The sequence below is a fragment of the Moraxella sp. CTOTU47579 genome (assembly GCF_032004885.1).
GTDB lineage: Bacteria > Pseudomonadota > Gammaproteobacteria > Pseudomonadales > Moraxellaceae > Faucicola > Faucicola tetraodonis.
The window spans coordinates 1-14,276 of sequence record NZ_DALZOJ010000013.1 but is presented as its reverse complement, the minus strand read 5'-3'; the positions used below and the strand labels follow the sequence as shown (position 1 = coordinate 14,276).

The 14,276-nt window shown below is 39.5% G+C and carries 11 protein-coding genes and 1 tRNA gene; 2 read left to right on the top strand and 10 right to left on the bottom strand.

Annotated elements, in window-relative coordinates:
• Positions 1 to 107 precede the first annotated feature (107 nt).
• From RTP55_RS08920 to RTP55_RS08900, 5 genes are all read right to left on the bottom strand, one after another.
• Positions 108 to 2,045 (bottom strand): polysaccharide biosynthesis protein, encoded by a 1,938-nt coding sequence (locus RTP55_RS08920; RefSeq protein WP_312385642.1) that lies wholly within the window; start codon positions 2,043 to 2,045, stop codon positions 108 to 110.
• Between the two features lie 44 nt (positions 2,046 to 2,089).
• Positions 2,090 to 4,258 (bottom strand): polysaccharide biosynthesis tyrosine autokinase, encoded by a 2,169-nt coding sequence (locus tag RTP55_RS08915; RefSeq protein ID WP_312385641.1) that lies wholly within the window; start codon positions 4,256 to 4,258, stop codon positions 2,090 to 2,092.
• A gap of 100 nt (positions 4,259 to 4,358) precedes the next feature.
• Complete coding sequence (locus tag RTP55_RS08910) at positions 4,359 to 4,790, bottom strand: low molecular weight protein-tyrosine-phosphatase (RefSeq protein ID WP_312385639.1); 432 nt, start codon at positions 4,788 to 4,790, stop codon at positions 4,359 to 4,361.
• Between the two features lie 16 nt (positions 4,791 to 4,806).
• Positions 4,807 to 5,922, bottom strand: coding sequence for a polysaccharide biosynthesis/export family protein (locus RTP55_RS08905; protein WP_312385637.1), 1,116 nt, complete (start codon positions 5,920 to 5,922; stop codon positions 4,807 to 4,809).
• Positions 5,923 to 6,254: 332 nt separating this feature from the next.
• Positions 6,255 to 6,341: transfer RNA gene (locus RTP55_RS08900), tRNA-Leu, on the bottom strand.
• Between the two features lie 242 nt (positions 6,342 to 6,583).
• On the opposite strand from RTP55_RS08900, the gene modA reads away from it, so the two are divergent.
• A complete protein-coding gene (gene modA, locus RTP55_RS08895; protein WP_312385635.1) occupies positions 6,584 to 7,537 on the top strand; it encodes a molybdate ABC transporter substrate-binding protein in 954 nt (317 codons plus the stop codon).
• 40 nt (positions 7,538 to 7,577) lie between these two features.
• Here the strand turns inward: modA and RTP55_RS08890 are convergent, their stop codons facing one another.
• From RTP55_RS08890 to RTP55_RS08875, 4 genes are all read right to left on the bottom strand, one after another.
• Positions 7,578 to 7,997, bottom strand: coding sequence for an HIT family protein (locus tag RTP55_RS08890; RefSeq protein ID WP_312385633.1), 420 nt, complete (start codon positions 7,995 to 7,997; stop codon positions 7,578 to 7,580).
• Positions 7,998 to 8,067: 70 nt separating this feature from the next.
• A complete protein-coding gene (locus RTP55_RS08885) occupies positions 8,068 to 9,423 on the bottom strand; it encodes a serine hydrolase domain-containing protein (RefSeq protein ID WP_312385631.1) in 1,356 nt (451 codons plus the stop codon).
• A 114-nt stretch (positions 9,424 to 9,537) separates the two neighbouring features.
• On the bottom strand, positions 9,538 to 10,434 hold the full coding sequence (locus tag RTP55_RS08880; RefSeq protein ID WP_312385630.1) for a MaoC family dehydratase: 897 nt from the start codon (positions 10,432 to 10,434) through the stop codon (positions 9,538 to 9,540).
• 257 nt (positions 10,435 to 10,691) lie between these two features.
• Positions 10,692 to 12,074: a 3-oxoacyl-ACP reductase gene (locus RTP55_RS08875; protein ID WP_312385629.1), complete on the bottom strand. Its 1,383-nt coding sequence runs from the start codon at positions 12,072 to 12,074 to the stop codon at positions 10,692 to 10,694.
• 349 nt (positions 12,075 to 12,423) lie between these two features.
• Between RTP55_RS08875 and RTP55_RS08870 the strand changes: the two genes are divergently transcribed.
• Entirely contained in the window at positions 12,424 to 13,737 is a 1,314-nt protein-coding gene (locus RTP55_RS08870; protein ID WP_095355327.1) for an acetyl-CoA C-acetyltransferase, read from the top strand.
• 132 nt (positions 13,738 to 13,869) lie between these two features.
• Here RTP55_RS08870 and RTP55_RS08865 read toward each other — a convergent pair whose 3' ends face one another.
• Positions 13,870 to 14,160: a YeaC family protein gene (locus RTP55_RS08865; RefSeq protein WP_036595824.1), complete on the bottom strand. Its 291-nt coding sequence runs from the start codon at positions 14,158 to 14,160 to the stop codon at positions 13,870 to 13,872.
• Positions 14,161 to 14,276 lie beyond the last annotated feature (116 nt).

Here is a 14,276-nt window from a genome sequence, read left to right as displayed (position 1 = left end):
CAGTTAAGCCATATTAAATATATAAAATTTTAGATGTGAATAGAGATTTCATTAAATTAAATAAGCTAAAATTATTACTAATTTTTTATATTATAGATGCCTATTAGCTAAGGATTACTTCTATTCCTATATCCTTCAACAAAATATTCAAATTTTTGCCTTAGCCAATATAAGTCTTTTTCATTATTATATTGTTCGATAATATGGTCTATGAAATCATTAAGTTCAATCTTAGCAAAACTACGTTCTCGAGCTTGCATGATTAATGGATGCTGGGTGGATTCGATATTATCACCATCAATAATAAGCTCTTCATACAGCTTTTCACCCGGTCTCAGGCCTGCAATGACTATTTCAATATCACCATTCGGATTATTTTGGTCTTTAACTTTAAGTCCACTCAACGTAATCATACGTTTGGCCAAGTCCATAATCTTGACTGGCTCACCCATATCCAGCACAAATACCTCGCCACCATGCGCCATCGCACCTGCTTGGATAACGAGCTGAGCAGCCTCAGGAATAGTCATGAAATACCTTGTCACGTCTGGATGCGTCAAGGTGATAGGCCCTCCTGCGGCAATTTGTTTATTAAACAGCGGTACGACAGAACCTGATGACCCTAATACATTACCAAATCTGACCATACTGATGGTAGTTGTTGATTGGTCTGCAGCCATCGCTTGACATGCCAACTCTGCCATGCGTTTGGTCGCACCCATAACATTGGTTGGTCGGACGGCTTTGTCAGTTGAGATGGCCACAAAAGTCTCCACGCCCGCACTCACTGCGCCTTTTAAAGTATTGTAAGTACCAACAAAATTATTAATTACACCCTCGTATTCGTTACTTTCGACGATAGGGACATGTTTATAAGCGGCTGCATGGTAGATGGTTTGAACCTTGTACTGGTTGCACAACAGTTCAATAAGTTTTTGATTGGTAACACTGCCTAGATGAACATAGAGCGGCGTTACAGTTAGTAGTTGTCTTTCCTGCTGTATATTTTTGGCAAGTTTTTGTAGTTCACCATGTATGGCATACAGCGCATACTCCGACAGTTCAAATAATACCAGGGCTTTTGGTTGCTGCTTTAATATTTGGCGACATAACTCACTGCCGATTGAACCGCCCGCCCCTGTGACCATCACAACTTTATCTTTGATGTTTTTGGCAAGTAGCGATGTATCCGGTTTAACCGTATTGCGTTGTAGTACATCTAGCACATCAACCGGTTTAATATCTGATAATTTGATACGACCACTGGTGATTTCTTCCAAACTTGGAATTTCACTAATTTTAACTGGTACATTTTCTAATTGCTTAACAATACGCTCTTGGATATGACGTTGATGGCTGGGGAGTACAAAAAATACATGATTGACTTCTAAGTCTGTGATTAAAGACTCAAGGTTATCTTTAGGATAGACTTTAACCCCTAGTACCCTAGCACCAATAAAGTTATCATTGACATCGATAATCCCAACTATTTTAAATTGGTGAGTTTGATGAAGTACATGCATCAAATCTTTGGTTATGTGACCCACACCGTAAATCAATACATTTTCTTTTTTTTGTGCATAGAATTCAGGATGCAATGTTCTTGAAATAATAAATTGCAAAACAATTCGGCTATTCCATATCCATAAATAAAGCAAAAAAACATGGATAGCGGTCGCCGCTCTAGGAATATCAGGTGTTACCCCTAAAAAAATCAGTATTTGACTAATTAATAGATAACCTAACAAAACTACGAGCGCCCAGCGCATACGCTCATCTTGAAAAACTCGAATAACATGCGAGTAAAACTTAGTAACCGCTAAAAAGATAACAGGTAAAGCGCCAAGTAGCATAATTGACAAGATATTGGTATGAAAATCAAATTTTGCATACCTTAGGGCAATCGCTAAAATCAAAGTAATAATAGATGCAATATAATCTATCACAAACAGACTTACTACTTTTAGCCAGCGAGGCTGCTCAATCGCATTGGATAATACGGTAAAAGCTAAAGGCGCTTTAGTAGCGCTAGTTGTATTGCTCATATAAAACCTAGTAGATGATATGGCTATTATTCATCTTTATATCGTTAATTTTTTGATTTATATTCATAACCGTAATGATAATTATACGCACCAATTAAAGACTGCTTAGCATCATTGAAAATAATCCCTTCTACTTTTACATTCGCACGTTGTAGTTTTTCGATCGCATAATTTACCTGTTTTAGGTTTGATACCTCATATCTTACGACAAATAAGACTGCATCCACCAATTGCCCTATCGATAGCGCATCTGAAGTACCCATTACAGGTGAAGTATCGATAATGATATAATCATAAAACTGACGATAAAAATCTAGAAGCGCTTTCATTTTTCCGTTTAATAATAATTCTGAAGCGTGGCTATGGCCTTTGCCCCTAGGTATAAAATGAAGATTTTCATATAGTGTGGTTTGAATCATATAGCTGCTATTAGCCGCATCAATCGTATCATCAACCAAATAATCAACCAATCCATTGATATTTGGCAAATTAAATCGATCTTGCAGATGACCTAACCTAGCATCCGCGTCAATTAACAGTACCCGTTTGCCTGTCATCGCCATTGCCACGGCAAGATTTGCTGAAATAAATGACTTACCAATACCAGGGCCTGCACTCGTTATCAATAACGTATTGCCATCGGTTTTTGTTGCATTAAACAATAAATGAGTGCGAATGGACTTAAAGCCTTCACTGACCATCCCTTCAGGTTCAATTTGCTCAACCAACGGAATTTTAGTTGATTTACTTTTTAACAACCGCGTTAATCGAGGCGAATGAGGAATGACACCAATCACCGGAATATCTGTATTGTTCTCTAGTTCTTCTAAATTTTTCACGCCCGCGAACAGCAATGATTTTAAGAATGCTAGCCCGATGCCTAACATCAAACCTAACAGTGTCGCAATTAGGACAATTTGTGCTTTTTTTGGTGCGATAGGTTCATAGGTATTAATAGGTAAATCTATAATGCGTACATTACCCAACTGTCCAGATTTGACAATTTGTAATTGCTCGTAATTTTTGAGCATATTTAAATAAATCTCATTGCTAATCTTAACGTCACTCGATAATTCTAAAAACTGACGTTGAACCTCTGGAATACGCGTAATATTTTGTTTAAGAGCATCTTCTTTGTCTTTCAGCTCTTGTATTTGCATATTTAATTGCTTTAATACCGGATATTCATCCGTATAACGCTCAGATAATTCGGCTCGTTTTAGCTCAAGCTCACGTAGATTAGTTTCAATTGTCGCTCTTTGTGTGACAGCCAATTCCGCTTCTTTATCGATATCAACGGTTGCATTTTGTTCACGAAAATTATTAAATTTTGCTTCAGCTTCGGCAAGTTTTGATTTGAGTTTAGGCAGTTGCTCTTGCATAAACGCGAGAGTTTTAGTCGTTTCCGCGCTACTTTTATCAAGATTTTGCGTTTCATACATTTTAACAATGCGCGTTAATGTATGGGTGATTTCATCTTGATTAGCGCCTGTAAGTGAAGCGTCTAAAATGCCAGTTTGTTTGCCTTTTTCAGCGACTGCAAGTGTAGTACGTAAATTACTAATCGCTTTAGCAGGTGTAAGTTTACTTAAATTGTAAGAGTAACCGGGTGCTAATGAGGTGACTTGAATATCTATATTACCCGCACTCGTTTTGAAACGCGATGCTGTTGCAACTTTACCGGTAAACTCAGCGCCATCAGGCGAAATCAGTTTAAAATTTTGGCTGTCAATTGCTGTCAACACGAAATTCTTGTTTTGATAAGCTAATGGTACATTAAATTCAGCTATCCAAAGTCCCACCTTTAAGTTACCCACACCATTGTCTGTATGACTAACTAAAGAACTTTTCTTGGTAAGTAATTTGTCTAAAAAACTGTCTTTAAGCTGATTGACATTTAAATCTAAGTGCAATTGGTTAATGACAGGCCACAGAATCATGCGAGAATTGATGATTTCTACTTCTGTTTGCGCAGAGCTATCCTGAGCGTTTAGAAGACCTACAACATCCTCACCTAACGCAGAAACGCCTGAGGATTTTTTGTCAACTTGGATCAATGAGTTTGTTTTATAGATTGGCGTTGCCGATTGGGCATAATAAATACCGCCTAATAAACCAAGTAACAGCATTGATAAAATTAATTTCCAATGATTTAACAAAACTGCGATTAACGCTCTTAAATCAATTTCATCATCATTCACTTTCTGATCCATGCTTACTCACTTGATGCTAAACTACGATAAAATACATTTTAATTGTTACAGAATAAATAAATCTTTCTTATAATTTCGAAAAACTGGCTAGCGTCAGAATTTACGCTAATTTATCCTTCCAACTTTCTACGGCTCTACTAAGCACTTGTCGACTTTCATAAAATTTATCGATAGGTAGTTTATAAGGATCGGCTACATTTTCGTTTATCCAGTGACCAATCCGATATACTTTGCCACGTTGGCTTGAGTAATTTTGTTTTATCCAATTCTCTTGGTCTTTGGACATACAGAGTACTAAATCAAAGGTTTGCATCAATTCTTGGGTAAGCTGCTGGGCGCGATGACTACGCATATCAACATTCCATTCATCCATCACTTGAATGGCTTTGTCATCTGCCCCTTCGCCCACTAATGCGCTTAATCCCGCTGATTTTACAGTCAAATTAGGATGCTGCTTCTGTAATAGCGCTTCACCGATAGGACTACGGCAGATATTACCGACGCATACCACTAAAATTTTTTTAAATGACATAATAAAAACCTAGCTATTAAAATTGTCTTACAACTCCAGGTAATGCCGCTGAAGGAAGGATTTGACTAAGAATACGATTCCAGCGTGTTAAACCAGTTGGGTCTACATACACCACATCACCCGGTTGCATTTTAAAGCGATTTGCTAAAGAAAAATTTGTTAGGGAAGTCATATCAACATAATAGATATTAGCATTATTCGACGAATTTTCACGTAATACATAAACTTTTTTAGCATTTGCAGTAGTACCAATTAATCCATTCGCCTCCCCTATGACGCCCGCCAAATTGATACCGTTTTCAGGAATTTCAATATTACTGATTTTGTTAAACTCGCCCATGACAGTAATTTTATTTTCGGTCAAATCACCGATTTTGATTGTGTCACCATTACGGATTATCACTTGATTAGGAGAATACCCAGCATTTTGCAGTGACTTAAAACCAAAGTTATAGCTTCTACCGTCGCGTATCAGCTGAATGTTATTGGTATCTGAGGTATTAATGGTGCCACCTGCCATACTGATAGCGGTATAAAGATTGATGGGCTGATCAGCAATGTCAAATTGCCCAGGCGATTTTACTTGTCCATCAACATAAAATTTATTACCACGGTAGGAAAGTACACGAACTTGTGGATCTGGATGTTTAAGATAACGTGATAAACGAATAGTTAATTGACTAGTGAGTTCAGCTACTGTAAGCCCCTCTGCCTTTATTCGTCCTATCATTGGAAATTGAATATAACCGCTTTGATCAACTAAAAAGCCATTACCGTAAATGCTATTACCTGCTGCTGAACTAGTACCAACAACTTCAGGATATCCCGGAAGATTAATTCCTAATACATCTCCTTTAGCAATACGATTATATACGCCCCCGTCTCTTGTCAATGGAGGAAAAGAGACCGTTTTTTTAGCAAAAATATCAGGAGCGGGTATATTGTTTACACTTAACTCAGCCACATTAAATCGTATACCATTATCTGCAACAAATGAAACAGGTTGATCTGGCGTCATGACTTCTGGCAGTTTACCCGAATACATTCCACTAGTAATAGCGGTTTTAGAACTACAGGCGCTAATAGATATAACTAATAATAAAGGCGATAGTTTTATGAGCTTTGCTAACATGTGACAATCTCGTAAGATAAAAGGCTCGTAGGATAAAAGGCAAAATCTAACAGTAAACCAATAATAGTGCGTAATTGTAATCAAAGTTGAATGCTACACGCTTGTAAATTTTGTAAATTTAAGTAAGCAATATGACCGTCATCACCACTTAATTTTTTTATTAGCCCCTAACAAAAGTATTAGTACTGCGACTGAGTAACAATTAATCCATTATAGCATTATAGATTTGCTTGATAAACAATTAATAATAATACCTAAATCATTTATACGCTAAATTTTTATCCAGCAATTTTAACTCAAAAAAAAAGCCCCTGTTATTAGGAGCTTTAATTTGGTACCAGTGGTCGGACTCGAACCGACACGCTTTTAAAGGCAACGGATTTTGAATCCGTCGTGTCTACCAATTTCACCACACTGGCATAGATGGCTATAGCTTTTTAGTTTATCTGTAATTGGCTATGTGGGGTGGTATTTTAGCAACTTTATTTTTTTTTGCAACAACTTTTTCAATTATTTCTCCCTCAGAATAAGAAATACCTAAAAAATAATTTCTCAATAAAATCGATACGTTTTTTACACACTCACTTACTACTTTGTATAGTATTCTTGTCCGCCTCTAAATCATAATATCGCTAAAAACTCGGGTTGAATTTGTTAATTTATGACTTTTAATCAAACTGCCTCGATCTGTTTGAATACAATGCTATGTATTATCACAGCATTAATGGCAGGTTGTAATTCATCAAATAACAATCAAAATTCAACGTCGGCCAATAACCAATCTACCAAAGAATCTACCAAAGAATCTACCAAAGCTATTTCAAACAATGCGCCTGCTACCCCTTCACCTAAAGTGATTCAGGATCTACATATAGCTGCTTTTTCCAATCTTCGCATGGTATTGCCTATTTTGGTATCAGATTTTAATCACAATTATCCGAATATAAAGATTCAAATTACCTTTGAGCCCAATGCTGCGCTCTATAATACGGTAAATGCCAATCCCCAAAACTTTGATATTTATTTATCGGGTAATCAGACTTACCCAAAGCAAATGCTTGCCAGTGTTAAGGGTGCTAAATCATCGCCCTTCACTTATACCCGGGGTCAACTAGTGCTTTATAGCCATAAATACCCCATGGACATTAGCCCCACAACCACGCTCGATCAGTTGATGCTCGACAATAAACCCTTTAGTTTAGCGATAGCCAATCCAGAGAATTTAGCTTATGGCGTGGCAGCAGAAGCCTGGTTGGTCAATCAAAATCTTTATAATAATATCCAGTCTAAGATTGTCTATACCAATACGCTAGATGAAACTTTTGCGTTAACGGATAGTGGAAAAGCAGATTTTGGATTTGTAAGTCTCTCGCAAGTGTTGAATAAACCCAATAACATTGCCCTTCAAAATGTGAATACGCTAAGCAATAACTATTTAATACTGCCTAAAGATAGTTATCCGCCAATTCTGCAAGATGGGATAATTTTGAATCACCCTGAAACCAGTCAAATCTTTGTGGATTATCTTAAATCAGCAAAAGCACAAGATGTTTTAACCGATGCGGGGTTTTTACCTATTTGCACCTCTACCACCATCTTACCTGCTTGCAAATAGGCGGTTAGGTTTTAACCATTTGCTACTTACAAGCAGTTAGTTAATTTGCTATCGCTGATTTTAATTGATTAGCTAATGCTGCTAGGCGTTCATGATCGCCTTGACGATTTTCATGCAATCCAAGATGATAGATACTGCTTGGAATCAAATGAATGTGGTAATGAAATACCGATTGTCCTGCCTCTGCATTATTTAACTGCATCTGCACAATACCTTGGCGGTTAAATATCTTGCGCTGCGCTGCCATGACTCTTTGCGCGGTGCTAAACACTGCCGCAATGTAATCTGCTGGCATATCCGACAATTCAACGGCTTCACATTTTGGAATGACTAAAACATGCCCTTCTGCCATTGGCATGATATCCATAAAGGCAAGCGTTTTATCATCTTCATAAACTTTATGGCTAGGAATCTCGCCACGAAGAATTTTGGCAAAAATATTTTGATTATCATACTGCATTGATTACATTCCTTTTCTTATTTAAATCAGACTAAAAAACGAGGCTAAGAAATAAGCCCTAGCAATTAGGCTAAGCAAAAAAATCTAATATGGTTTCATTCAAGATAAATTGTCGATCATCACCTAGCATAGTCACATCATAATTATGTACAAAGCTGACTGATAGCGCACGGCTGGGATCACACCAGGCCATTGACCCGTTGTAACCCATATGTCCAAATGCATCAGACACATCATGAAACAGACTAAACACGCGATGATAACCGAGTCGCCATGCCATGACCGCTGGCATGATTTTGTCAAATTGCTCATTGTGAATGGTTGAAAGCGCCTTAAAAACAGCAGAATTTATTAGCGTTTTACCTTGCCAAACACCGCGATTTGCAAGCATGGCGTAGACTGTTGCCAACGCTAGCGCACTGGCTACACCATTTGCGGCAGGAATTTTCGCCTGCAGGGTGACAGGGTGATAATAATTAAATTGTCTGCTACCGATGGGTACCAGTGCCGACTTGTAGTCTTCAATATTGATATTAGCAGGTTGAAAATACAGCGCGTTAATGGCCTGCGTCGTCAAAGGACTGTCCGATTGAGACAATGTTAACCATGCTGGGTAAAAAGGCAGTGATTGATAAAATTGTAGCGTTGAGTCAGCATCTTGAGTGAGTAAAGGTTTAGCTTGAGTCTCTTTGGCACGTATTTGACCGGCAACCTGCTCGACTTTGTCTTTGGGTACCCCAAAATAGACTTGACCGACCAAATTAAGCGGTTCCAATAAATAATACTCTAGCGCGTGCTGCAGCGGTAATTGCGTTACTTTTTCAATCAGCCCACCCAATACCCAGCCTGATACCAAGGCACTATAAGCCGCGCTAGAATCCGCATTGGAAGCCGCACTGGATTCGGTTGATTGATTAACAGAATCTTTATTAGCTAAACTACTACCTGAGCTATGCGTATTAGTTGGACTATTTAACGCCATTTGCTCAACATTACTGAGCATCAATTGCCAATCTAGCATGTCTTTGGCATGTTCGGTAATACTGACAATATTAAATAATCCCGATTCGTGCGTTAGTATATCGCGCAAAGTGACGCTATCTTTGCCATTTTGGGCAAACGCTGGCCAATAACTAGCAAGGGTTTTGTCATAGGCTAAAAGGTTTTGACTCACTAAAATATGAATCAACGTAACCAGTATTCCCTTGCCTGTCGAAAAATTCAGCGACAGGGTGGATGGCTGCCAAGGGGTAATTTGCTGGTTAGTTTTATCAATATTTGCTACGCCATGGGCCAGTTGAGTGACCGCTTTACCTTGATGAAAAATGACAAGACTGCAGCCACCTACCTTTTGATTAAGATCAAATTGTGATAACAGTTGTGCTAGGCTTTGATTGAGCGCTTGATAATCCATTAAATCCTTCATTGCTTCAATAGCATCCTAAAAAACCATTTCCTAAAAACCATTGTGCTAAAAAACACCTTGCTAAAAAAATAGCCGCTTAACATTGAACCCTTATTGACCTTCTTTTTATCGCTATTATTTAGCCTGCGCTTGGGTGATTTTCCCAATCAAATTGGCTTTTGGTGTAGTAGAATCATACACACCAAAATCCACCTGCTCATCACGATTATCAAATTTTGCGATAAACTCCACCTCAGAGGGCAAAAAAATCGGCAATTTAAACGTCACATCACAGGTAAAGCTCTCTGGCAAATCGCCCAACGCCCCCAAGCATTTGGCTTTGGTCCACATACCATGGGCAATGGCTTTTGGAAAACCAAATGCCTTGGCGGATAAAGGATGCAAATGAATCAGATTAAAATCCCCAGAGATAAACGCATAGCGACGCCCGATATCTTCGGGAATTTCCCAAAATTCATGCATATCGTTGTCATCAAGTGTGGGCTTGGCTTCTACTTGCGTCGTCGATGATTTTTGAGTCGTTTTTTGACGTTTTTGGCGTGATAAATACGTCGAAGTCCCTTCCCAAACCAGTTCATCTTTTTCAAAAACTTTAGTCACAAAATCAAATTGCTTACCACGATCATGGTCGCGCAGGTTAGCAAAGCTCACCGCCATTTTAAAAATTGCGCTATCTTTAATGCGCCGATATTGGGTAACACTGTTTTGCACATGAATCAAGCCGAGCATAGCAAAGGGAAATGGCTCTTTGACCATCATGTTCATCTGTAACGACTGCGACAGCACCGCAAAATACGTCGGGGGCACATAGCTATTGTTTTCAAAACCACAAATCCTCCGGTAATCGGCTAAGTTATCATGGTCGATTTCAAGCATATTGACGCTATAAGTAGCATTGGGCAACACCGCATTGGCTGATTTATCTTGGTCGCCAATGGGTAAAAAACTTTTAATAATATTGGCATAGGTGGTGTGCGGCTTTGGCAAACGACTAAAATTTTGGTCTGACATACAGACTGTCCTTACTTTTTTACTTTTTAAGCTTGAGCCAAAAAATGGCTATTTGATTAGATAGTGTTCGGGTATATTCCATTACTTTTCATTACCGTCAGATCTCAAAATCTGAGAACTTAACTTATTATAAACCAATGTCACACTCTAATTGTTGATTTTTTGCATAAAGCTTAGTTTAAGTTTGACTTAGAAAAAATAATGAAAAAAAATCAGTAGCGATATTTTCGATACTGATTTTTTCAGCCCGTCAATAATTACGCACCCAACACACTTTGACCACAGACACGGACAATGTTGCCATTGATGCCGCCCGATGCAGGGCAAGCCAGCCAAGCAATGGTTTCAGCCACATCAATCGGCAAACCGCCCTGGCTCATTGAGTTCATCCTGCGACCTGCTTCTCGAATCGCAAAAGGTATCGCAGCGGTCATTTGGGTTTCGATAAATCCTGGGGCTACCGCGTTGATGGTAATACCGTTCTTCAACGTAGGCGCAGTCGCTTGTACCGCGCCAATCACGCCAGCTTTGCTCATGGCATAATTGGTCTGTCCCAAATTGCCGGCAATACCACTAATGGATGATACACATACAATTCTCGCGTTTTCATTGAAACTGTCATGACTGAGCAGATAATCATCAATTTTTTCTTCTGCATTGAGATTGACGTTCATGACGGCATCCCACATGTTATCATCCATTTTTGCCAATGTCTTGTCACGGGTTATGCCGGCATTGTGGACAATACCATCTAAGCCGCCACGTTTGGCTGCCGCTGCGGCTATTTTTTCGCCAGCATCGTCGGCTGTGATATCTAATGTTAAGGTAGAACCGCCTATCTCACCTGCCACTTTTTGCAAGTCCGATTGCTGTGCAGCCACATCGACACAGATGACATGTGCGCCATCACGCGACAATACTTTCGCGATGGCTTCACCAATACCTCGGCTCGCACCAGTCACCACCAGTGTTTTACCTTTTAAAGGCTTTTGCCAATCAACCGTGACTGGGTTGCCTTCACCCACTCTCACCACTTGTCCTGACACATACGCAGAACGCGGTGAGGCAAAAAAACGTAAAGTAGATTCAAGGTTTTGCGCCGCATTTGGGTCTACATAGATAAGCTGGCTTGTGATACCGCGCTTAAACTCTTTACCGACGGATTTGACAAATCCTTCTAAAGCACGCTGGGCGGCTGCCTGTGCGATACTGGTGCATTTTTCAGGTGGCAAGCCAATGACGATAACGCGACCTGAGCGGTCAATCGAACGCGCAATCGGATGAAAGAAGTTGTAAACTTGTTTCAGCTCATGGGTTGTGTTAATACCTGAAGCATCGAAAATAGCCACTTTAAAATACTGATTCGCGCCAAACTGCTCGGCGTCAATCGTCGCATTTTGTAAAGCATCACGCGCTGACTCATTGAGGTCTAGATAGACATCCGCTTGCACATTGGCCAATACTTTGGCGATGTCATTTGCCAGGACAGCGTTTTCACTGACCCCAAAAATGACACTGCCTGTCACAGGTGCTTGACCGTCTTTATAACGCTCAAGGCTGATTGGCATCGGTAGCCCCAAATTTTGGGCAATCTTACGTCCCAATGGATTTTGCACAAATTCGGAATAATGGTCTGACATAAGGACTCCTTTGAAGAATTAGTTTTGCTTAGGCTATTAGATAAGGCTCAATTAAAAAGTAAGTTAAACACTCAATTAAATACAGCTGCTAAACCTATTTACTGTGTAAATTTTATACCAATCAAGCAGCCTTGAATAGTCATATCAAATAAAATTTTATTGGTTTTATTGATTTATATAAATTATCGTTATATATATACCTTTAGGCGATATTTTTGTCTAAGTTTTATGGTAACATCACTGCAACTTAAAAAGTTTAGTTATTTTTAAAAAATTTAGTTATTTTTAAAAAGTTATTTGGTTTAAGCTTAGCCAATTTTTTTAATTGATTGCTCAAAAGGACTTTTCTATGGACAATTTTCAACATCCCACTCACCAGCCTACTGGCAAAAAGGTCGCTATTTTAGGTGGCAACCGTATTCCATTCGCTCGCTCAAATGGCCAATACGCCAATGTCAGCAACTCTGAAATGTTGACAGCTGCGCTTAACGGCTTGGTGGAACGCTATAACTTACAAGATAAACGCTTGGGTGAAGTTGTGGCGGGCGCGGTCATTAAATTAAGCCGTGATATCAATCTCACCCGTGAATGTGTGTTAAGTACGGCGTTAAGTCCGCAAACGCCTGCTTACGATGTGTCACAAGCGTGTGGCACTGGACTACAAGCGGCTTTCGCAGTGAGCAATAAAATCGCCTTGGGGCTGATTGATTCAGGGATTGCAGGCGGTGTTGACACCACTTCTGATGCCCCTTTAGGCATTGGTGATGGGCTGCGTAAAGCGCTGTTAAAACTTAATAATGCCAAAACCAATAAAGATCGCTTACAAGCGTTATTAAGCATTAATCCAAAAGACTTGATTGATGCACCGCAAAATGGTGAACCGCGTACTAAATTATCGATGGGTGACCACCAAGCCATCACCGCACTTGAATGGGCGATCACCCGTGAAGCGCAAGATGAGTTTACCTTTAATAGTCATAAAAACTTGGCGCGTGCGTACGATGAGGGTTTTTTTGATGATTTAATCACGCCATTTAAGGGTTTAACACGCGACAATAATCTACGTCCTGATATTTCGTTAGAAAAATTGGCGTCATTAAAACCTGTATTTGGTAAGAAAAATGCCAACCCAACCATGACGGCGGGCAACTCAACACCGTTGACCGATGGCGCATCTTGTGTGTTATTAGGGACAGATGAGTGGGCTGCAGCGAATGGATTAAAACCGCTTGCTTATCTCACCTACCAAGAAACCGCTGCAGTTGATTTTACAGGTAAAAAAGGTGTTAAAGAAGGCTTATTGATGGCACCTGCGTATGCTGTGCCACGTATGTTGGAACGTGCAGGATTAACGCTGCAAGACTTTGATTATTATGAAATTCATGAAGCATTTGCCTCACAGGTATTGTCTACGCTTGCTGCGTGGGAAGACGAAAGTTTTTGTAAAGAGCGCTTAGGTCTTGATAAGCCACTTGGCGCGATTGACCGCAGTAAACTTAACGTAAATGGCTCATCACTTGCTGCAGGACATCCGTTTGCCGCAACGGGTGGTCGCATTCTTGCCAGCACCGCTAAACTACTGGATCAAAAAGGGTCAGGTCGTGCGCTGATTTCTATCTGTGCGGCGGGCGGACAAGGTGTGGTCGCCATTTTAGAAAAATAATCAACTAGCTAATACCAAGTACTTATACTTAAGTACTTATACCTAAGTACTTAAGTATTCAAATAATTGATAAATAAGTACTTAAAAAATAGTGTAAAAAAGGCGAGATAACGAACTCGCCTTTTTTATCGCCTAACTAAATTTGATCGGTTTTTCGCCATCTTCATCTTGCGGTTTATTTGGGTAGTGATGATCATGACCGATATCACAGTCTTCTGCCGCTTTTTTGGGTCGATGAATATAGCCAGTGCGCTCTTCTACGCCCAAAAATTCATGCTCCCACACCATCACCGCTTGCATACAAGTTTGACGCTGTTCCTCCGTCAACTTTCGACCATCTTCCCATTTGCCAAGCGAAATCGCTTGACGAAATTTTTCAACAATTTCAGGCGTTAACGCTGATAAAATCGCTTGTTTATCCATGACTGAATTGTCCTTATACCCTTGAATAAATCAGAATAGTTTAAAAAAATTTTGCTAAATAAACCCCACTCTCAACACTTTTAAGCGGGGTTGAAACAAAGAAGGCATGAACTTAA